Source organism: Pseudomonas allii, from assembly GCF_055380095.1.
Window position 1 is genome coordinate 5,663,980 of sequence record NZ_AP039450.1, and the last position, 21,623, is coordinate 5,685,602.

Genomic DNA, 21,623 nt, shown 5'->3' on the forward strand with positions numbered 1-21,623 from the left:
AACAGCCCAATCCGCGAAAGAAAAAAACCAGAGAACTGCCTGCATTGTCCGGGATTCGTCCAACACGCTCAAGCACGCAGGTTGACCGTAGCCGACACGCTCGCAACTCCCTATAATGCCGCCCCTATGGCTAAACAAAAGAAACACCCCACAGGGACCATCGCGCAAAATAAAAAGGCGCGACACGATTACTTCATCGAACATCGATTCGAGGCTGGTCTGGTCCTGGCCGGCTGGGAAGTAAAGAGTCTGCGTGCCAGCAAGCTGCAACTGGTCGACAGTTATGTGCTGCTCAAGGATGGCGAGGCGTGGCTGCTCGGCAGTCATATCACCCCGCTGACCACCGCGAGCACCCACGTGATCGCCGACCCGGTACGTACGCGCAAGCTGCTGCTCAATGCCCGCGAACTGGAAAAGCTCGCAGCCGCTGTACAGCAGAAGGGCTATGCCTGCGTCTGCCTGTCATGGTATTGGAGCAAGCACCTGGTCAAGTGCGAAATCGCACTGGGCAAGGGCAAGAAGGAATACGACAAGCGTGATTCCGAGCGCGAACGTGATTCCAACCGTGAACTGCATCGCGCCGTGCGCAACAAAGGCAAGGAAGAATAATCTCTGCTGCGATGCAGCCGTGGGCGAGCCCCTCGGCTACATCCCCTTGCGCCGCTCCGCACGCGCCACGCGCTGAACTTCCTGACGCACTTCCTCCAGCACTTCCTGCACATAGAGCAGGTGACGTGTTGAAACCTCGCGCGCCTGCTCGGCGCGACCTTCGATAATCGCCAGGTACAAATCCCGATGCTGACTGATCAGCATGTCGCGGGTTTCCGTACGCTGCTGGTACATGCCACCAATGTTGGTCACCACGTTACGCTTGAGCAGGTCGAACAGACCGCGAATGGTGTGCAGCAACACGGCGTTATGGCTGGCTTCGGCTATCGCCAAATGAAAACTCGCATCGGCTGCGCCCTCTTCCGCTCGACTCACTTCATCGGAGCGGGTGTAACAATCTTGTAGCGCCTCGAAAGCCGCCGTCAGCCGCTCGCGATCGACTTCCGTGGCGCGTAGCGCGGCATAATAGGCGCAAGAGGCTTCGAGGGTCTGACGAAACTCCAGCAAATCACGCTGGGCCTCGGGATTGTTCTCCAGCAGGTGCAGCAGCGGATCACTGAACGTGGAGCCCAGGGACTCAGCCACATAATTGCCACCGCCTTGACGGCTGACGAGCAAACCCTTGGCCACCAATTTCTGGATCGCCTCGCGCAAGGAAGGCCGCGACACCCCAAACTGCTCAGCCAAAGCGCGCTCGGCCGGCAAACGCTCGCCCGACTTGAGGGTGCCCTCGAGGATCATGCCCTCGAGCTGCTCGACAATATCGTCAGACAAACGGCGCTGACGCACCTGATCAAACCCCATCACTCACTCTCCACCATCCCGACCACTCGCCGGGGCCTCTATTCTGGACTATCGCAGCGCTTGCGACACCTATCAGAACGCCTGCCTTTCACCCCATCAGAACACCCTGCACAGCGACCTACGACCAAAGTTTCGCAGGCGGCAAATTGACACGCCCCCAGCAAGGCTTTTACTCTAGCCAACAGCGACTGTAAATTGGTATTACCAATTACCCAAGCTGACCAAACAACAACAATCAGGGGCAACCCCATATGCAAACCTGGCAACAGCTCTACAGCCCGCTCGGCAGCCTCGGCCTGTCCGCACTGGCGGCCGTCATCCCGATCGTATTCTTCTTCCTGGCCCTGGCCGTGTTTCGCCTCAAAGGCCACGTGGCCGGCAGCATCACCCTGGCATTGTCGATCCTGGTGGCGATCTTCGCCTTCCAGATGCCGGTGGACATGGCGCTGGCCGCTGCCGGTTATGGCTTTGCCTACGGGCTGTGGCCTATCGCGTGGATCATCGTCGCCGCGGTGTTCCTCTACAAACTCACGGTAAAAAGCGGCCAGTTCGAGATCATCCGCAGTTCGGTCCTGTCGATTACCGACGACCAACGCCTGCAAGTGCTGCTGATCGGCTTCTGCTTCGGTGCCTTCCTGGAAGGTGCGGCCGGTTTCGGCGCCCCCGTGGCGATCACCGCCGCATTGTTGGTCGGCCTGGGCTTCAACCCGCTGTACGCCGCCGGCCTGTGCCTGATCGCCAACACCGCGCCTGTCGCATTCGGCGCCTTGGGCATCCCGATCATCGTTGCCGGGCAAGTCACTGGCATCGATGCGTTCAAGATCGGCGCCATGACTGGCCGCCAATTGCCTCTGCTGTCGCTGTTCGTGCCGTTCTGGCTGGTGTTCATGATGGACGGCCTGCGCGGCGTGCGTGAAACCTGGCCGGCCGCGCTGGTCGCGGGCTTGAGCTTTGCCATCACCCAGTACTTCACCTCCAACTTCATCGGCCCGGAACTGCCGGACATCACCTCGGCCCTGGCCAGCCTGATTTCCCTGACCCTGTTCCTGAAAGTCTGGCAGCCCAAGCGCACTGCGGGCGCACAGATTGCCGGCGCCACCTCCAGCGCTGCGGTCACCGCAAGTGCAGGCGGTTTCGGCCTGCCGCGCAACACGATTGTCTCGCCCTACAGCCTGGTGCAGATTTTCAAGGCCTGGTCGCCGTTCCTGATTCTCACCGTGCTGGTCACCATCTGGACCCTCAAGCCGTTCAAGGCGATGTTCGCCGCCGGTGGCTCGATGTACAGCTGGGTGTTCAACTTTGCGATCCCGCACCTGGATCAACTGGTGATCAAGGTCGCACCGATCGTGACCAACCCCACTGCGATCCCGGCCGTGTTCAAGCTGGACCCGATTTCCGCGACCGGCACCGCGATTTTCTTCTCCGCGCTGATCTCGATGCTGGTACTGAAGATCGACATCAAGACTGGTCTTACCACTTTAAAAGAGACCTTCTACGAACTGCGCTGGCCGATCCTTTCCATCGGCATGGTGCTGGCCTTCGCCTTCGTCACCAACTACTCCGGCATGTCGTCGACCATGGCGCTGGTATTGGCCGGCACCGGTGCAGCCTTCCCGTTCTTCTCGCCTTTCCTCGGATGGCTGGGGGTTTTCCTGACAGGCTCCGACACGTCGTCCAACGCCCTGTTCAGCTCGCTGCAAGCCACCACGGCGCATCAGATCGGGGTGAACGACACCCTGCTGGTTGCCGCGAATACCAGCGGCGGCGTCACCGGCAAAATGATCTCACCACAATCGATCGCCGTGGCCTGCGCCGCCACCGGCCTGGTGGGCAAGGAATCCGACCTGTTCCGCTTCACCCTCAAGCACAGCCTGTTCTTCGCCACCATCGTCGGGCTGATCACCCTGGCCCAGGCCTACTGGTTCACCGGTATGCTGGTGCACTGAGACCTGCACGCACTAGGGTAAGAATCGACGCCGGACAACGGTTCCGGCGTCAGCTATTTCTGGAGGACCGATGAGCCTGCCTGCTGCTTTCCTGCGCGACGCCGCACAACTGATCCCGAAAGATCGACGCTTCGACGACCCGCTTTCCACCCTCGCCTTCGGCACCGACGCCAGTTTTTACCGACTGATCCCACAGCTGGTAATCCGTGTGGAGTCGGAAGACGAAGTCGTCGCGCTGCTGCAACTGGCTCAGCGCGACCATGTTCCAGTGACCTTCCGCGCCGCCGGCACCAGCCTGTCCGGGCAAGCCATCAGCGACTCGGTGCTGATCGTGCTGGGGGACAATTGGAACGACCGCGAGATCCGTGGGCAGGGGGCACAAATCCGCCTGCAGCCCGGCGTGATCGGCGCCCAGGCGAACGCGTGGCTGGCGCCGTTCGGGCGCAAGATCGGGCCAGACCCGGCATCGATCAACGCCTGCAAGATCGGCGGTATCGTCGCCAACAACGCCAGCGGCATGTGCTGCGGCACGGCGCAGAACACCTACCACACCCTGGCCGGGATACGCCTGGTATTGGCGGACGGCAGCCGCCTGGATACCGAAGACGCGGCCAGCGTGGCAGCGTTTCGCGAACAGCACAGCGCGCTGCTGGAACGCTTGGCGACACTCGGTCGCGAGACCCGGGCAAACGCTGAACTGGCGGCAAAGATCCGCCACAAATACCGTCTGAAAAATACCACCGGGCTGTCACTCAATGCCTTGGTGGATTTCGATGAGCCGCTGGATATCCTCAGCCATCTGCTGGTGGGCTCCGAGGGCACCCTTGGGTTTATCAGCGCGGTCACCTACGACACTGTGATCGATCACCCCAACAAAGCGTCGGCGTTGATTGTGTTCCCCGACGTCGAAACCTGCTGCAATGCAGTTACTGTCCTCAAGACCCAACCCGTTTCGGCCGTCGAGCTACTGGACCGTCGCAGCATGCGCTCGGTACAGAACAAGCCGGGCATGCCTGCTTTCGTACAGCACCTATCGGAAAATGCCTGCGCCCTTTTGATCGAGTCGCGTGCAGCTTCCTCGTCGTTACTGCACGAGCAACTGGCGCTGATCATGGCTTCCCTGGCCCAGTTTCCGGTCGAGAAGCAGGTCGACTTCACCGAAGACCCCGTGGAAAACGCCCGCCTGTGGGCGATCCGCAAGGACACCTTCCCGGCCGTCGGCGCCGTGCGCAAAACCGGCACCACGGTAATCATCGAGGACGTGACCTTCTCGGTCGAACAACTGGCAATCGGCGTGAATCGCTTGATCGAGCTGTTCGACAAACATCACTACGACGAAGCGATACTTTTCGGACACGCGCTGGAAGGTAATCTGCACTTCGTGTTCACCCAAGGCTTCAACAGCGCGGAAGAAGTCGCACGCTACCAAGCGTTTATGGACGACGTGGCGCAACTGGTGTCCGTGGAATTCGGTGGTTCGTTGAAAGCCGAACACGGCACCGGCCGTAACATGGCGCCTTTCGTCGAGCTGGAATGGGGCAGCGAAGCCTACCAACTGATGTGGCAACTCAAGCGCCTGCTCGACCCCAACGGCATTCTCAACCCGGACGTGGTGCTCAGCGAAGACCCGCAAATCCACCTCAAGCACCTCAAGCCGCTGCCCGCAGCCGACGAGCTTGTGGATAAGTGCATCGAGTGCGGCTTCTGCGAGCCGGTGTGCCCATCGAAAGGCCTGACCTTGAGCCCGCGCCAACGCATCGTGATCTGGCGCGATATTCAGGCGAAGAAACGCGCCGGTGTCGATACCACTGAGCTGGAAGCCGCGTATCAGTACCACGGCATCGACACCTGCGCCGCCACCGGGCTTTGCGCCCAGCGCTGCCCTGTGGGAATCAATACCGGCGACCTGGTGAAAAAACTGCGCAGCCGTGACGCCGACCGCACGAAAACCGCCGAATGGCTCGCCACGCATTTCGCCACCGCGCTGCAAGGCGCACGCTTTACGCTGCATGTGGCCAACGGCGCGCGCATGCTGCTGGGCGCGCCGCGCCTGGCAAAGCTATCGGCCAGCATGACCCAACTGTCCAAGGGGCAGATTCCGCAGTGGACCAACGCCATGCCGCAGCCGGAAAAAGCCATCCGTTTCAGCCCGGCAGTGACGGACGAGCGGCCGCGGGTGGTCTACCTGGCCGCCTGCGTCTCACGCGCCATGGGCCCGGCGGCGGGCGATAAAGAGCAGATGTCGCTGTACGACAAAACCCGCAATCTGTTGGAAAAGGCCGGTTACCAAGTCGTATTTCCCGACAACCAGGACAACCTCTGCTGCGGCCAGCCGTTCGCCTCCAAAGGCTACGCCGAACAGGCCGAACACAAGCGCCAGGAACTGATCGGCGCGCTGCTCCACGCCAGTCGCGGCGGGCTCGACCCGATCTACTGCGACACCAGCCCCTGCACTCTGCGCCTGGTGCAGGACCTGGGCGAAACGAGCCTGGATCTTTACGACCCCGTACGATTTATCCGCACGCACCTGATGGACCGCCTCGACTTCACCCCCCAGGAAGCCCCCATCGCGGTGCATGTCACCTGCAGCACCCAGCACCTGGGCGAGAGTCAGGCCCTGATCGACCTCGCTCGCCGCTGCTCCAACACCGTGGTGATCCCGGAAGGCATTCATTGCTGCGGGTTTGCCGGCGACAAAGGCTTCACCACGCCGGAACTCAACGCCCACTCACTGCGCAGCCTCAAGGATGCGGTGCAACATTGCAGTGAAGGCATCTCCACCAGCCGCACCTGCGAGATCGGCCTGAGCCAGCATGGCGGCATCGATTATCACGGGTTGGTCTACCTGGTTGACCGCGTCACCCAGGCCCGCGCTCACTGATCCTGCAAAAAAAACAGAACCCCTGCGCGCCGGCGTAGTCATCTGCATAGGCCTCGCCAAGCGAGGTTTATCAGTGATGTCGCTGGCAGCGGTTGAACGCAAGCAGCGTCGAGCCCTTTTTCGCAAGGAGATACCCGATGAAGCGTTCCGCTCTTGCTGGCTTGTTCATTACCGCTGCGATGCTGGCTTCCCCTGTATTCGCGGCGGGCGAGCCCGATCTGTGCAAAATCAATCTGGACAAAATCAACAACGGTAAGGCCCTGCTCGCCACCGACACCAGTGGTAAAAGCGGCGAGATAGACACTGCCGTCTCCCAGGCCAAAGCAGCTCACGCCGCCGGCGATGACAAAAAGTGCATCGAGATCACCTCGAAGGCGCTGCAAGACCTGCAGAACAGCGAAAAAGGCGGCCAATAGGTTGCTCAGTCACGGAAGGCCAACCTTCGGGTTGGCCTTCCGTGAGCGTTTGGCGTACACTGCATAGGCTTGTCACTCACTAAGAAACAACGAGTTACAAGCACGGGGCCGTTTAGGATTCGACGCCGGTCGCGAAACTTTAGGTGCATGCCGAGTTGGTAACAGAACTCGTAAATCCACTGTTGCAACTTCTTATAGTTGCCAATGACGAAAACTACGGCCAGGAATTCGCTCTCGCTGCGTAAGCAGCCTTAGCCCTGAGCTTCTGGTACCTTCGGGTCCAGCAATCACCAGGGGATGTCTGTAAACCCAAAGTGATTGTCATATAGAACAGAATCGCCGTGCAGTACGTTGTGGACGAAGCGGCTAAAACTTACACAACTCGCCCAAAGCACCCTGCCCTTCGGGTCGCTGAGGGTTAACTTAATAGAAACGGCTACGCATGTAGTACCGACAGCGGAGTACTGGCGGACGGGGGTTCAAATCCCCCCGGCTCCACCACTTCATCATCTAAAGACGTCCACGGACGTCTTTTTTTGTGCCTAGCATTTAGTGAAATCAAGGGTTCTAGCGTTTCTGAGGATTTTTTGGCATCCGACGAGCTCTGACCACTCGGGTATCCCAGCACCGCGGGGCTAATCTCTGAAGAACAAAACGCGCCTGAAGTAGATTTCATCCCTGCTCCAGCCCTTTGCCTCTCCGGCCGACGACTGAAGGGAGTCAAATCGGCGTCCTTGGATTATGTCCTCACCGACGGCCACGGTTTGCAGCTTCGCTTAAAAGCGTAACATTTAGCCCTCGGTCAACGGCTGATCACGCTGGACCGAGGGCATATCGTCATACACGCACCACTCTTCGTCTGGCATTATGCCTTTATAGCGCCACCACTCGCGGGATGGCTGGTGACGAACTCAAGGGATGGGACATGGCAGAGAACAGCAACTTCGCGTTTTTCAAAGAACACGATCCGGTTTTTTTCCAACTAGCCAATGCGGCCGAGCGAGTATTTTCCAGTGACCCCAACACGACACTGATCAAACTGCGCCAGTTGGGCGAAGCGCTCGCCCAGGATCTGGCGGTAAGAGCAGGCACTGAGTTCGACGCCACCACTTCCCAAGCTGATCTGCTGTTCCGCCTGAGTCGTGAAATCCAGCTCGACGGTAACATCCGTAACCTATTCCATACGCTGCGTATCGAAGGCAATAAGGCTACCCATGAATTCCGCACCCAGCATCGCGAGGCACTGGACGGGCTGAGGGTCGCCCGTGCCTTGGCGATCTGGTATCACCAATCATTTGGCACGGGCGGCAACACCTTCAAGCCTGGGCCTTTCATAATTCCGGCCGATCCGAGTGAGCCTCTACGTGAGCTGCAGGGGCAGATCGAAAAACTTCGTGCAGAGCTGGGCGACAGTCGCCAGCAATTGGAGAACAATCACCAATTAGCCGAGCTACTGGCGCAAGAAAAGCATGAGCAAGCCAGTCTTGTTGGGCAGATGAACGAGGAAGCCCGCGTCTACGAGCAGATTGCCCTTGAGCGCGAGGCAGAACTATCGAAGGCCCGAGTCCATTTCGAGGCGCGGCTGAAAGTACTGCAACAACAGCTTGAAGATCAGCCGCAAGCTGCCCAGCAGGTCACGCGTAAAACTCAGCAGGCAAGCAGCCAGTTCGACCTCAATGAAGACCTCACCCGTATTCTCATCGATCAACAGTTGAACGATGCCGGCTGGGAAACCGATTCGCTCGATCTTACCTACAGCAAGGGTGCTCGGCCTGAAAAGGGCAAGAACAAGGCCATCGCCGAATGGCCAACCAGCAAGCCAAAAGAAAACGCTGATTACATGCTGTTCGCTGGCCTAATCCCTGTCGCCATCGTCGAAGCCAAGCGCAAGCGCGTCAACATAGCGGACCGCATTCCCCAAGCCGAGCGTTATTCACGCCAACTGATCGTTACCGACAATCTGCAACCGGCCGGGCAGAACACGGGCTGGGCGGATGGCCAGGGCGGCCACTTCAAAGTCCCGTTTGCCTTTGCCTGCAATGGCCGGCCCTTTATTAAGCAGCTCGCCGAGCTGTCTGGCATTTGGTTTCGTGACTTGCGCAGCCCAGCCAACCTGCGCCGGCCGCTGCAGGATTTCCACACTCCGGGCGGCCTACTCGATCTGCTCAAACGCAGCCGTGAGGACGCCGAGGCGAAGCTACAGCAGGAAGGCTTCGCCTATCTCAAGCTGCGTGACTATCAGGAAAACGCCATCCGCGCCGTCGAGCAGGCCCTAGCCGACAATCACCGCAACTGTCTGCTGGCCATGGCGACCGGAACCGGCAAAACGCGCACTATCATTGGCTTGATGTACCGCCTGCTGAAGGCCGAGCGCTTTCGCCGTATTCTTTTCCTGGTCGATCGCAGCGCCTTGGGGGAACAGGCCATCGAAGCCTTCAATGAGGCGACTCTGGAACAGAACCACACGCTGGCGCAGATCTACGACGTCAAAGAACTAGGTGACATGGCTGCCGAAGCTGAAACACGGGTTCAGGTCGCCACTGTGCAGGCCATGGTCAAGCGCATATTCCAGTCGGACACTCCGCCGCCCATCGATGCCTTCGACTGCATCATCGTCGACGAAGCCCACCGCGGTTACACCCTCGATCAGGAAATGACTGAAGGCGAGCTGGCAGTGCGCGACTTCAACCAGTATCTATCGCAGTATCGTCGCGTGCTCGACTATTTCGACGCCTGCCGCGTCGGGCTCACCGCTACCCCAGCCAAGCACACCAGCGAGGTCTTCGGGGCTCCGATATACACCTACAGCTACCGTGAGGCCGTGGCTGACGACTGGCTGATTGATCACGAACCTCCAATCCGCTACCAAACCCTGCTGAGCCAGAATGGCATCCACTTTGCCAAGGGCGAGAGCGTCAGCGTCATCGATACGAGCACCGGCGAAGTGGATGTCGCCGAGCTCGAGGACGAACTCGACTTCGAAATCGAGTCCTTCAATCGCCGCGTGATTACGCCCGGCTTCGACAAGGTCATCTGCGAGCAACTGGCACAAGAACTCGACCCGTCGGGCGACGAAAAAACGATGATCTTCTGCGTTAACCAGGCCCATGCCGAGCGGGTTAAAAACCTCCTCGACGACGCCTTCAAGGAAGTTCACGGCGAAGATTACAACCAGGCAGCTGTACAGATCATCACCGGGCAAAGTGACAAGGTCAAACAGCTGATCCGCCAGTACAAGAACGAGCGCTACCCGAGCATTGCCATCACGGTCGACCTGTTGACCACCGGTATCGACGTACCACGCATTTGCCACTTGGTGTTCATGCGTCGGGTGCGTTCGCGCATCCTCTATGAACAGATGAAGGGCCGTGCGACTCGCCGTTGCGATGAAATCGGCAAGACGGTATTCAAGATCTACGACCCAGTTGACCTGTACGCGGCCCTCGAACCAGTAGATACAATGAAGCCGCTGGTGAAAGACCCAAGCATCAGCCTCGAACAGCTGCTCAGCGAGCTAAGCAACCCAGCCAGCCTCCATGCGCCTGGTAACCAGCCAGACACTAGTCATGCCCACGACGTCCTGGACCAGCTCAGCCAGCGGATCATGCGTATTCTGCGGAAGGCCAGCCATAAGGCCGAGCAAAAGCCAACCCTAAAGGCCAAGCTCGCCGAACTGGAAAACACCTGGGGCGTGGCCCCGGACAAACTGCATCAGCACCTTCACCAGCTCGGCCCTCAGCAAGCTTCCCGGTTCATCCAACAGCATGCCCAATTGCTTAATCAGCTTGCCACAGTTAATGCCCTGCAGGGATCGCAGAACTACCCGGTGATCTCCACCCACACGGACGAACTGATGGTCCGTGAGCAGAACTATGGCAATTACCAAAAGCCCGCGGACTATCTGGAGAGCTTCAACGACTTCATTAAGAATCAGTTGAACCAGTCGGTGGCCCTCGGCGTAGTGGTCAACCGCCCGCAAGACCTGACCCGTGAACAGTTGCGCGAAATACGTCTACTGCTCGACGGGCATGGCTACAGTGAGGTGAACCTGCAAAGCGCCTGGCGCAACCAGACGAACCAGGAAATCGCTGCCAGTATCGTCGGCTTCATCCGCCGCGCTGCCCTCGGAGAGGCTTTGCTGCCATTCGAGCAGCGCGTAACCAAGGCGATGGAGACGATTTACACCCTGCAGCCTTGGACTCAAGTTCAACGTAAGTGGCTGGACCGCCTGGCCAAGCAGCTGGTTCACGAGGTCGTTATCGACAAGAAGCAGATTGGTGAAGCGTTCAAGAGCGATGGCGGCAGCACACGGCTGGACAAGATGCTCGGCGGCAACCTAGGCGTGGTGCTGGATGCCCTGAATGACAACCTTTGGGCACAAACGGGATGAGTCCGATCTGGAACGCCGGATTGGCCAGCGTGCTCGTTCATAAGGGATAATGCCCCTGCTATACGACTTATCGCCGCGCTACTTAGAGATACCTCATGACCCCTGCTGAGCTTCATCAGATCCTTGCCCGTGGTGAAGACAGCCGCCATCAGTTCAAGCGCGATTTCAACAATATCGACGCCTTGGCAGCCGAGTTGGTGGCGTTCGCCAATACGTCCGGTGGCTACTTGCTGATTGGCGTAGACGACTCCGGCACGGTGAGCGGGTTGAGTAGCGCCGACATTTCGCGACTCAATCAACTGCTCTCCAACGCGGCCTCACAGAATGTCCGCCCGGCGATCAACCCACTGTCCAGTAACCTTCAGACCGAGCATGGGCTGGTCATGGTGGTGACAGTCGAACAAGGGCTCAATAAACCCTACGTCGACAACCAGGGTCGCATCTGGGTAAAGAACGGCGCCGACAAGCGTCGGGTCACGGCTCGTGAAGAACTGCAGCGGTTGTTTCAGCAGGCCGGGCTTGTATGCGCAGATGCGGTACCGGTCGCAGGCAGCAGCGTGGCGGATATCGACGCCAAAGCGCTTGGCGAGTACTTCCAAAGACGCTTTCGGCAAAGCCCCGAACAGACAGGTTTGGAAACCACCCGCATCCTGGAAAATCTTGGCCTCGCCAGTGGCGACACACCCAATTTGGCCGGTTTGCTGCTCTTCGGCCAGGCACCACAACGCCTATGCCCGGCATTCGATATCAAGGCCGTGGCGTTTCCGGGCACGATTTTGCATGACCGCCACTATCTAGACAGCGAAGATATCGACGGCAATCTGCAGGAACAGTACCGACGCAGCCTTGCCTTCATAAAGCGCAACCTACACCACGTGCAGCGCCAGCAGGGCTTCAATACTCTCGGCCAGCTGGAAGTGCCAGAGGAGGTGTTTGAAGAACTGCTGGTCAATGCCCTGATCCACCGCGATTACTTTATCAGCGCCTCCATCCGGATCATGATCTTCGCCGATCGCATCGAGCTCATCAGCCCTGGGCACCTGCCTGATGTGCTCGATACCGATAAAATTCGATTCGGCCTGTCCAACCGTCGCAACCCGACGCTCACCTCCCATGCTGTGCACATTCTGCCCTATCGCGGCTTGGGCACGGGTATCCCGCGCGCTATCGATGCTTGGCCAATGATCCGACTGGAGGACGACCGGCAGAGTAATCAGTTCAAGGTGGTGATTCAGCGCGCCGTTGAAAAAGGGCCTCTTTCGGGCCCAAGTGGGGACCCAGTAGGGGCTAAGTCGGGACCAAGTAGGGACCAAGTAGGGACTGAGTCCGCTGTCGAAGGAGAACACGCAGAAAGTCGCCCGTCTTTGCAGCAAGAGCAGGTAACGCTGCTGTGCAAGATGACAGGCGATCACACTACGCCAGAGCTAATGGCCTTCGTCGGGCGCAGCAACCGCAGCAAGTTCCGCGAGCAGGTTTTGACCCCACTGCTGACGCTTGGCGTGGTCGAGATGACCATTCCAGACAAGCCCAACAGCAGCAAGCAACGCTATCGCCTGACGGCGGCCGGCCGAGCGCTAAAGGCCGAACAACGCTCCTCAAACGACTGAGCCCAGACAACCATTTCTTTGCGCCAGCGCAATCTGGCGCTTTACACACTTCGCCACAGGTACCCCATGACCAACTCCGATATCGTCCAGAAGCTCTGGAACCTCTGCGACGTCCTGCGCGACGATGGCATCAACTACAGCGACTACGTCACCGAACTCGTGCTTCTGCTGTTCATCAAGATGGAGTACGAACAGGTTCAGAACGACGCCAACTTCGGTCACAAGCTGCCCGAAGGCGCGCGCTGGCCAGACCTGGCCGGCAGGTCCGGCGTTAACCTGCTCGATCACTACCGGCAGATGCTGCTGGACCTTGGCAAAAACCCGGACCCGCTGATCGCCGCCATCTACGCCGACGCTCAGACTCGCCTCAAGGAACCGCGCCACCTCGAGCAGTTGATCAAGAGCCTCGACGGCATCGACTGGTTCAGCGCCCGCCAAGACGGCCTCGGCGATCTTTATGAAGGCCTGCTGGAAAAAAACGCCAGCGAGACCAAGTCCGGCGCCGGCCAGTACTTCACCCCTCGGCCGCTGATCGACAGCATCATCCGCTGCATCAAGCCGCAGCCGGGCGAGACCATACAAGACCCGGCCGCCGGTACTGCGGGCTTTTTGATCGCTGCTGACGCCTATATCAAAAGTCGAACCGACGATTACTACGACCTCGACGCCAAAGCCCAGGCATTCCAGCGCAATCGCGCCTTTGTTGGCGTAGAACTGGTGCCCGGCACTCGCCGTCTGGCACTAATGAACACACTGCTGCATGGCATGGAAGGCGACGAAGAAGGCGTGGTGCACCTGGGCAACGCCCTAGGTCAGACCGGGGCCAACTTACCCAAGGTCGACGTCATCCTCTCCAACCCACCGTTTGGCACGGCCAAGGGTGGCGGTGGCCCGACTCGTGATGACCTCACGTACCGCACCAGTAACAAACAGTTGGCCTTTCTCCAGCACATCTACCGTGGCCTCAAGCCGGGCGGCCGCGCCGCCGTGGTGCTGCCGGATAACGTGCTGTTCGAGGCCGGCGTTGGCACCGACGTGCGTCGCGACCTGATGGATAAGTGCAATCTGCACACCATCCTGCGCCTGCCTACTGGCATCTTCTACGCACAGGGTGTGAAGACCAACGTACTGTTCTTTCAGAAGGGCACCGTAGAAAACCCGCGCCAGGAGGAGGGTTGCACCAAGCGCGTGTGGATCTATGACCTGCGCAGCAACATGCCCAGCTTCGGCAAGCGCACGCCCTTCGGCCCCACGCACCTCAAACCGTTCGAGGACGTCTATGGCGACACCCCCGACGGCGAAAGCCCACGCGCCGAGAACGTCGAAGGTATCGGTGAAACCAGCCGCTTCCGCAGCTTTACCCGGGATTACATCCGCAACGAGCGGAGTGACTCGCTGGACATCAGTTGGCTAAAAGACAGCAGCAGCCTGGATGCCGCCGACCTGCCCGCTCCGGAAGTACTGGCGGGTGAGGCGATGGCTGAATTGATCGAGGCACTGCGTGAGCTGGAAGAGCTGATGAAGGCGCTGGGGGCAGGGGATGAAGTGGTGGCGCAGAAGCAGTTGATGGCTGAGGTGATGGGGTTGGCAGTGGCTCAGGAGAATGGGGATGAGTGAATTGCCAAACGGGTGGGCCAAAGCGTGCATTGGTGACTTGGCCGACCTGAACCCAAAGCAAGCATTCGATGATGAAACCGTCGCTGGGTTTGTACCTATGTCCCACGCCCCCACCACCTTTCGCGACAAGCTGCGTTTCGATGAGCGTCCGTGGGGCGAAATTAAGAAGGCTTACACAAACTTTAAAGACGGAGACGTAATTTTTGCCAAGGTCACTCCGTGTTTTGAGAACGGCAAAGCGGCCTTTGTTGACGGTTTGCCTAACGGTGTGGGAGCCGGAAGCAGCGAGTTCTTCGTGCTCCGGCCTTGCTGCGACGGGGTATCGGCCAAGTATCTGCTGGCCTTGGTCAAGAGCTACGACTTTCTACGTGGGGGCGCAGAAAACATGACTGGCGCTGTTGGTCTGCGTCGGGTGCCCAAGCAATTTGTAGAGAGTTATTTAGTGCCGGTACCGCCGGCTGCTGAGCAGACCCGCATCACCGCCAAGCTCGACGAACTGCTGGCCCAGGTTGATACCCTCAAAGCCCGAATTGACGGTATCCCCTCACTACTCAAGCGCTTCCGCCAGTCTGTACTCGCTGCCGCTACATCCGGGCGACTGACAGAGGAATGGCGAGCCACAAACCCGGTAGGTGAGAGCGCAGAAGAATACTTGGAAAAAGTAATCCAAGCTCGCCGTCAAAGCCCCGTCGTGAAATTCAAGGAGCCAATCTCTCCTGATCTTGAAAAGAATGATTTTGAAGCTCCCCCAGGGTGGATGATTGCCAGCGTATCTAATTTCGCAGAGTGCTTGGACAGCATGCGCGTTCCCGTGAAAAAAGAGCTGCGCAAAAGTGGTGAGGGGAGGTATCCCTACTTTGGTGCTAACGGCGAAGTGGATCGTGTAGATGAGTACATATTTGATGATGACCTGGTCTTGGTAACAGAGGATGAAACTTTTTACGGGCGCGAAAAGCCAATTGCCTATAAGTATTCGGGGAAGTGCTGGATCAACAATCATGTTCACGCACTTAGGGCTCATGACTCTATCGCCCGCGACTATTTATGCTATGCGTTAATGCATTACGATGTCATCCCTTGGCTAACAGGTACAACAGGCCGGGCAAAGCTGACTCAAGGGGCCCTCCTGTCGCTTCCAATTCAGGTGCCACCATCGGTGGAGCAAACCGAAATTGTCCGCCGCGTCGAACAACTTTTCGCCTTCGCCGACCAGCTGGAAATCCGCCTCAAAGTCGCCCAAGCGCGTATTAACCATCTAACCCAAAGCATCCTTGCCAAGGCTTTCCGTGGCGAACTGGTGCCGCAGGAGCCGACAGACGAACCGGCCAGCGTTTTACTAGAGCGCATTAAGGCTCAACGTACCACCGTGCCCAAGACAAAGCGCGGTCGCCGAGCGGCTACATTGGACTAAGGCCTTTAGCAGGAATAGAAAAAACCATGTCAGTCCCGACCTACGACCAGTTCATCGAGCCCATCCTGCGTTTTCTCGCCGCCCACCCCGAGGGCGCGACGGCAGGCGAGGCCCACGAGGCGGCCGCACAGGCATTGAGCCTGACCCAGGCCCAGCGGCAGGAGACCATCGCCAGTGGCCAGGCTACTTACAAGAACCGCTCCGGTTGGGCACATGACCGGCTCAAGCGCGCCGGCTATTCCAGCAGCGCCAAGCGTGGCTACTGGCAGCTGACCGACACCGGCCGCACATTCGTTCAGGCCAGCCCCGCCCCGTTGAGCGCAGAACAGGTCGAGCATCTAGCTGTGAACTTCATGAGCGTGAAGCTGAAGACAGCGCCGGACGCCGCCTCGCTGGATGAAAGCAACGAAACGTCAACGCCGATTGCCCAGACCGACCTCGCCACTAGCAGCCCGCAGGAGCGCTTGAACCAAGCCATCCTCGAGCTGCGTACCAGCGTCGCGGGCGACCTGCTGGACAGCCTGCTGCAAGCGAGCCCGACGCGCTTCGAGCACATCGTACTCGATGTGCTGCACAGCTTGGGCTACGGAGCGAACCGTCAGGCGCTGCAGCAGGTCGGCGGTAGTGGCGACGGCGGTATCGACGGCGTGATCTCGCTCGACGCGCTGGGCCTGGAGAAAGTCTACGTTCAGGCCAAGCGCTGGCAGAACACCGTCGGCCGCCCCGATTTGCAGGCGTTCTATGGCGCTCTGGCAGGACAGAAAGCCAAACGCGGCGTATTCATAACCACCTCTGGCTTCACCGCCCAAGCGGTTGAGTTCGCACTATCGGTCGAAGGGCTTGTACTGGTCGACGGTAAACGCTTGGTCAATCTGATGTTGGATCATGAGGTCGGAGTCAGCTCGCAGCTTTACAAGGTGCCTAGGCTCGACAGCGATTACTTTGACGAGTCGCTCGGCTGAGTTCAAAAAGCACCATTCCATTGAAAGCCAGATCAACCAGCATTCCATCTGGTATTCCAAGCCATATATCTGATTGATTATTAGCCAGCAAAAACAGAAGGATACGGCATATTTTCAGCGCCCCCCGGCCCACCACTTCTGCATCAACCGAGCCCGCCTAGTGCGGGTTTTGTTGTTTCTGGGGGTTGGAAAGCCCGACAGAATGAACCTTCGGAATTTTCCTTCAAGATATCGCGCCATCGGTGAACTGGCGCAACTCCCCCCACACAGATAGCCTCCCCCAGTCGCTGCAAAATCAGCGACCGGGTTTAGCAGCTCGTTTACTATCAAGGCCTGCAAAGCCACCATCCGTTCCAGCGATGCTGTCAGCATCCGCTGGTGCGTATTATGGCGGCTGTGCGTGGGGCACTTTCGGGTGCGCCGGGTTCCTTGATTCCTGGTCTGCTAACCCGCGCACAGTCGCCACCCTTTTCGTTTAGCAGCGATGTCTGGCGACTCCATCAATCAAGGAGTTTCAGCCATGAAAAAGATCACCCCCAATCCCCCCTCCACAACCCTCTTCACCCTCGCCCCAGACATCTCCCCCGAAACCCTGCTAATCCAAGCCAGCGAAACCCTCGCCTCACTCAACGCCATGACCACCGACCTGGCCTTCGAACTCGAAGGCGCCCACCGTCACAAGCTGCTGGCCACTCAGCAACTGATCGTGCTGGGCGAACTATTGGTGGAGCGAGTGCTGGTCCTCACCCAAGCCCCCCAAACATTCCAGTAACAAAAAAGGCCGAGAAAACTCGGCCTTTTGCTGTAATGCGCCTCAGAAATCCCAGCGCGTCGTCACCATCACATTGCGTGGGTCACCGTAGTACGCCGAGTCATAGAACCCGATATTGGTGAAGTATTTCTTGTCGAACAGGTTGTTGACGTTAAGCGTGGCCGACAGGTTTTTCGTCAGTTGATAGCGCGCCATCACGTCCACCAGCCAGTACGGGTCCTGGGTGAATTTTTCCGAACGACCGCCGCCCGGATAACCCCAGTTGCGTACGGTTTGCCAGCCCGTGCTCTGCCAGCGCGTGCCGCCGCCCAAGGTGAGTTTGTCCAGGCTGCCTTGGAGTTTGTAGCTGGTGTAGAGGGTGACCTGATCCTCGGGCTCCCAGGTCGCTACTTTTTTGCCATCGGCATCACGCGCAATCTTGTGAGTATAGCCCGCCTGCAACTGCCAGCCTGGAGCCAGTTCGCCGGAGATTTCCGCTTCGTAACCTTTGGTTTTGCTCTCGGTGCCCATGTACGAATAGTCGACGGCCGGCTGGGAGTTCCAGGCGGTATCGGCGATTGGGCGATTGGTCTCGTGCACTTCGAAGTAGGCGAGGCTGGCGTTCAGGCGGCCATCGAAGAATTCGCCCTTGAGGCCGATCTCGTAGTTTTTGCCTTCGTCCGGTTCAAGCATGGTGTTGGTGCGGTCGCGGTATTGGGTTTGCGGCTTGAAGATTTCGGTGTAGCTGGCGTAGGCGGTGAGGTTTTCGTTGAGGTCGTACGTCAGGCCGGCGTACGGCACGACTTTGCCGCTTTCTTCGGTGTCGCTGGTGCCGGTGACTTGATAGTTGGCCACCCGCGTGCCCAGCAACAGGTGCATCGCGTCGGTCAGGCTGAAGCGCCCGGTGATGTAGGTGCCGGTCTGGCGCGTGATTTCATCACTGAAGCGGGAGGCCTTGCCCCACGCCGGTTCAATGGCTTCGCCGTGCCAGTTGTAAAAGTCATAGGAATTGTTGAAGTAGACAGGGTTACGGTAGTCCTTGCCCTTCCACCGGGAGCTCGACACGGACTGCCCGATCACCAATTCATGCTCACGCCCAAACAGTTCAAACGGCCCCGACGCGTAAACATCCAGGCTGTCGCTGGTGGTGTCGCCGGTGTATTTGGCGGCATAGATCGAACTCGCCGTCGCAGAATCCTGGGAGATGTAGCCCAGCGGCGCGTCATAGCCGTTGACCTGATGGTTGTACTGGCCTTTGGTGACCCAGCCGTTGTCGAAATTGTGTTCCAGGGTGGCGAACACGGTGTGGCTGTATTGTTGCCATGAACCCCACTTGGGCCCGTTGTTGAACGAGCGCGGCAGGTCGAGTTTGTTGCCGGTGGCGTCGAAGATGGTGCGGGTGCCGGTCCAGCTGGAACCTTTGGGGTCGCTGTCCTGGTAGTCGGCGCCCAGGGTCAGCAGGGTGTCCGGGGTCAGGTCGACTTCGAGGATGCCGTAGAGCACGCTGGTCTTGCGCGAGTAGTGATCGAGGAACGACTTTTTGTCCTGGTATGCCGCCACCGCGCGGCCACGCACGTTGCCGGTGTCGGTCAGGGGGCCGCTGACGTCGACCTGGGAACGGTAGTTGTCCCAGGAGCCCGCGCCCAGTTCGATGCTGCTCTTGAACTCGGAGGTCGGCTTCTTGCGGATCAGGTTGATGGTGCCGCCCGGACCGCCGGCCCCGGTGAGCAGGCCGGTGGCGCCCTTGAGCACTTCGACGCGGTCGTAGATCGCCATGTCAGTCATGGTTTGGCCTGCCGAGTATTGGGCGTCGCGCAGGGTCGGAATGCCGTCGTACTGGAAGTTCTCGATGGAGAAACCACGCGAGTAATAGTTGGTGCGCTCGGTGTCATAGGTCGACACCGTGATGCCTGGCGTGTGGCGCATTACGTCATCGATGGAGTTGAGGCCGAAGTCATCCATGACCTGGCGTGTGACCACCGAGATCGATTGTGGTGTTTCCCGTGGTGTCAGCACCAGGCGCGTGGCCGTGGCGATGGTGCCCGGGGTATACGAGCCCGTGCCTTCGGTGACCGTGCCGAGTTGGTTGGCGCTGACTTGGGTGGTCTGCAACTCCACCTTTCCGTCCTGGGACAACGGCTTGGCGACCACGCGATAGCCACCCTGCTCGCGCTCCGCCTGCAAACCCGCAGGGCTCAACAGGTGCTCCAGGCCTTCGTCCACCGAGAAATTGCCTTTCAGGCCTTTGCTCTGAATGCCGGCTGCCAGCGCCGAATCAATGCCGATCATCACGCCCGCTTGCTGCCCAAAGGCCCCCAACACACGGTCCAGGCTACCGGGCGAAATGTCATACGCACGAGGTTGGGATTGTTGCTGGGTAGGCGCCGCAGTGGCGGCCATGATGCTGTGGCTTGCGGTTGCCACCGATAAACCGAGGATAACGGTGCGCAAAGCGCTGACGCGGCTGAGCATAAAGACTGTCCTGTCATGAAAGGGTTGGGTGGACGCTTTTTTCTGCGTCTTACCTGTCTTGATGCTTGAGATAGGAAAACCTGCCACGCGGTGAACACTATTTTTCGGTCAGGCGGGCACGACGGTCGCCAGGTAGCCAAACACCCGCTGCACGCGCACGGGCAACACCTTGGCCAGCAGGTCGAGGCTGGCTTCGGGCTGGTCCAGCGAGAACGAACCTGACACCTGCAAACCCGCCACCGCAGGGTCGCAGCGCAGCACGCCACGCCGGTAGCGGTCGAGTTCTTCGAGTACTGCGCCGAGCGGCATGCGCTCGGCGATCAACAGGCCCTGGGTCCAGGCGTCGGCGGTGGATGGCATGGCTGCCGGCTGACTGCTCTGGAGACGATTTAAGGTCAACTGCTGGCCCAAACCGAGTTGCGTGCTGGCACCGTGCAACGGCTCGACAGAGGCGCTGCCCGAGAGCATCTGCACCTGCGTACCCTGCTGGCGAAGCAGGTCATGGCTGATGATGATCTGTGAGAGTGCCGCAGGCCGTACCCAGCCATTGGCAGTCTGGACCGCAATGTCGGCGCGCGGGCCTGTGGTCAACAGCAGCCGACCGAGGTTCAGCGCCAAGTGGGCGCCACGGATATCCACAGCGGTGCGCGTATCCAACTGCAATTCCCCGGCATTGGCCAGGCGCAGGTGCCGTCTCTCCCCGGTAGCGGTGTGGTAATCGCTGAACAGCTCCGGCAACAGCGCCCGCTCGCGCACACTCAGGCCAAGGGCAGCGGCCACGCTCAGGCCGGCGAGGCCCTTGAGCACGGTGCGCCGCGACGGAACACTACGTGCACGCAACAATTGGCGGGCGCTGGGCGCGGGCAATGTGTGCGTGTGGAGGCGCATGTCGCGGCTGAGCCCAGCCAAGCGCTGCCAGGCCAACTCATGTTGCGGGTTATCGTTGCGCCACTGCTGGCAAGCCTGCTGCTCGGCGGCGCCGCAGGTGCCCGATTGCAGCGCGACCATCCAGTTCAGCGCCTGGTCCAACACGTGCTCGTCCAGAGGCTGATTATTGGCGGGCTTGAAACGGTTCATGCAGCGTACACCGCCAGATAGCAATGGCGATAGGCTTTAAGCATGGCTTTTTGCACCACATTCACGCTGAGGTCCATGTGCTCTGCGATCTGTGGATAAGTCAGGCCATCCAACTGGGACAGCAGGAAGATCTCGCGCACCTTGCTGCCCAACCCGTCCAGCACCTGGCCGACGGCGTCCAACGCTTCAAGCACCAGCAAACGGGTTTCCGGCGACGGCATGTGTTCGGGCTCCAGGATCATCAGCGACTGTTCATACGCTCGCTCCAACGCCTGGCGACGGAAGTACTGCCCGCATAAACGGCTGGCGACAGTCGTGAGGTAGGCTCGCGGCTCACGAAAAACCGGCACGCTGCCGCTGCTCAGGATCCGCACGAAGGTATCCTGCGCCAAGTCCAAGGCCTGCTCTTGCCCACCCAGCTTGCGCCGCAACAACTGCACCACCCAGCTGTGGTGCTGGGCGTAGAGTTCGCCCACAACCTGATGGGCAGAAGAAGATGAGGCCATCGGTGTGATATCCAGGGAACGGCTGGGGAAAGTCACACATGATAATACTTCTCATTAGAGACGGGTTAGGAGTTTCTGTCTTACCTGAAGAATGCTGCGAGCTGTTGCAAGTCACCGATATGGACTACACCCGCTTACTCAAGCAGCCAGAAAAGTCCTGCATGTTGGCGCGCC

14 protein-coding genes and 1 other RNA gene are annotated in these 21,623 nt (G+C 59.3%); 11 read left to right on the forward strand and 4 right to left on the reverse strand.

What is annotated here, in order from left to right:
* Nucleotides 1–126 precede the first annotated feature (126 nt).
* A complete protein-coding gene (smpB, locus tag ACZ445_RS25970) occupies nucleotides 127–609 on the forward strand; it encodes an SsrA-binding protein SmpB (RefSeq protein ID WP_058427663.1) in 483 nt (160 codons plus the stop codon).
* Between the two features lie 36 nt (nucleotides 610–645).
* On the opposite strand, the gene ACZ445_RS25975 is transcribed toward smpB, so the two are convergent.
* Nucleotides 646–1,413 carry a GntR family transcriptional regulator gene (locus ACZ445_RS25975; protein ID WP_058427664.1) on the reverse strand — a complete coding sequence of 256 codons (768 nt, stop codon included), beginning with the start codon at nucleotides 1,411–1,413 and terminating at the stop codon, nucleotides 646–648.
* Nucleotides 1,414–1,664: 251 nt separating this feature from the next.
* Here ACZ445_RS25975 and ACZ445_RS25980 point away from each other — a divergent pair, with 251 nt between their 5' ends.
* The 10 genes from ACZ445_RS25980 to ACZ445_RS26025 all read left to right on the forward strand — a co-directional run bounded on the left by ACZ445_RS25980 (nucleotide 1,665) and on the right by ACZ445_RS26025 (nucleotide 17,415).
* Complete coding sequence (locus tag ACZ445_RS25980) at nucleotides 1,665–3,359, forward strand: lactate permease LctP family transporter (RefSeq protein WP_058427665.1); 1,695 nt, start codon at nucleotides 1,665–1,667, stop codon at nucleotides 3,357–3,359.
* Nucleotides 3,360–3,429: 70 nt separating this feature from the next.
* On the forward strand, nucleotides 3,430–6,240 hold the full coding sequence (locus ACZ445_RS25985; RefSeq protein ID WP_058427666.1) for an FAD-binding and (Fe-S)-binding domain-containing protein: 2,811 nt from the start codon (nucleotides 3,430–3,432) through the stop codon (nucleotides 6,238–6,240).
* A 137-nt stretch (nucleotides 6,241–6,377) separates the two neighbouring features.
* Complete coding sequence (locus ACZ445_RS25990) at nucleotides 6,378–6,656, forward strand: hypothetical protein (protein ID WP_010206635.1); 279 nt, start codon at nucleotides 6,378–6,380, stop codon at nucleotides 6,654–6,656.
* 104 nt (nucleotides 6,657–6,760) lie between these two features.
* Nucleotides 6,761–7,157: a transfer-messenger RNA gene (ssrA, locus tag ACZ445_RS25995) on the forward strand.
* A 424-nt stretch (nucleotides 7,158–7,581) separates the two neighbouring features.
* A complete protein-coding gene (gene hsdR / locus ACZ445_RS26000) occupies nucleotides 7,582–11,046 on the forward strand; it encodes a type I restriction-modification system endonuclease (RefSeq protein WP_464707731.1) in 3,465 nt (1,154 codons plus the stop codon).
* Nucleotides 11,047–11,141: 95 nt separating this feature from the next.
* Nucleotides 11,142–12,653 (forward strand): RNA-binding domain-containing protein, encoded by a 1,512-nt coding sequence (locus ACZ445_RS26005; protein ID WP_464707732.1) that lies wholly within the window; start codon nucleotides 11,142–11,144, stop codon nucleotides 12,651–12,653.
* Nucleotides 12,654–12,719: 66 nt separating this feature from the next.
* Nucleotides 12,720–14,270, forward strand: coding sequence for a class I SAM-dependent DNA methyltransferase (locus ACZ445_RS26010; protein WP_464707733.1), 1,551 nt, complete (start codon nucleotides 12,720–12,722; stop codon nucleotides 14,268–14,270).
* Nucleotides 14,263–15,681 (forward strand): restriction endonuclease subunit S, encoded by a 1,419-nt coding sequence (locus tag ACZ445_RS26015; RefSeq protein ID WP_464707734.1) that lies wholly within the window; start codon nucleotides 14,263–14,265, stop codon nucleotides 15,679–15,681. Before ACZ445_RS26010 ends, ACZ445_RS26015 begins: the two co-directional genes overlap by 8 nt.
* 26 nt (nucleotides 15,682–15,707) lie before the next feature.
* Entirely contained in the window at nucleotides 15,708–16,643 is a 936-nt protein-coding gene (locus ACZ445_RS26020) for a restriction endonuclease (protein WP_060752289.1), read from the forward strand.
* A 520-nt stretch (nucleotides 16,644–17,163) separates the two neighbouring features.
* Nucleotides 17,164–17,415, forward strand: a complete 252-nt coding sequence (locus tag ACZ445_RS26025) for a DUF6124 family protein (RefSeq protein ID WP_179028280.1) — start codon at nucleotides 17,164–17,166, stop codon at nucleotides 17,413–17,415.
* A 42-nt stretch (nucleotides 17,416–17,457) separates the two neighbouring features.
* Here ACZ445_RS26025 and ACZ445_RS26030 read toward each other — a convergent pair whose 3' ends face one another.
* From ACZ445_RS26030 to ACZ445_RS26040, 3 genes are all read right to left on the reverse strand, one after another.
* Nucleotides 17,458–19,866, reverse strand: a complete 2,409-nt coding sequence (locus ACZ445_RS26030) for a TonB-dependent siderophore receptor (RefSeq protein WP_464707736.1) — start codon at nucleotides 19,864–19,866, stop codon at nucleotides 17,458–17,460.
* A gap of 108 nt (nucleotides 19,867–19,974) precedes the next feature.
* A complete protein-coding gene (locus ACZ445_RS26035; RefSeq protein WP_179028278.1) occupies nucleotides 19,975–20,943 on the reverse strand; it encodes a DUF4880 domain-containing protein in 969 nt (322 codons plus the stop codon).
* On the reverse strand, nucleotides 20,940–21,449 hold the full coding sequence (locus ACZ445_RS26040) for a sigma-70 family RNA polymerase sigma factor (RefSeq protein ID WP_179040709.1): 510 nt from the start codon (nucleotides 21,447–21,449) through the stop codon (nucleotides 20,940–20,942). The genes ACZ445_RS26035 and ACZ445_RS26040 overlap by 4 nt, the downstream gene beginning before the upstream one ends.
* Nucleotides 21,450–21,623: the final 174 nt, after the last annotated feature.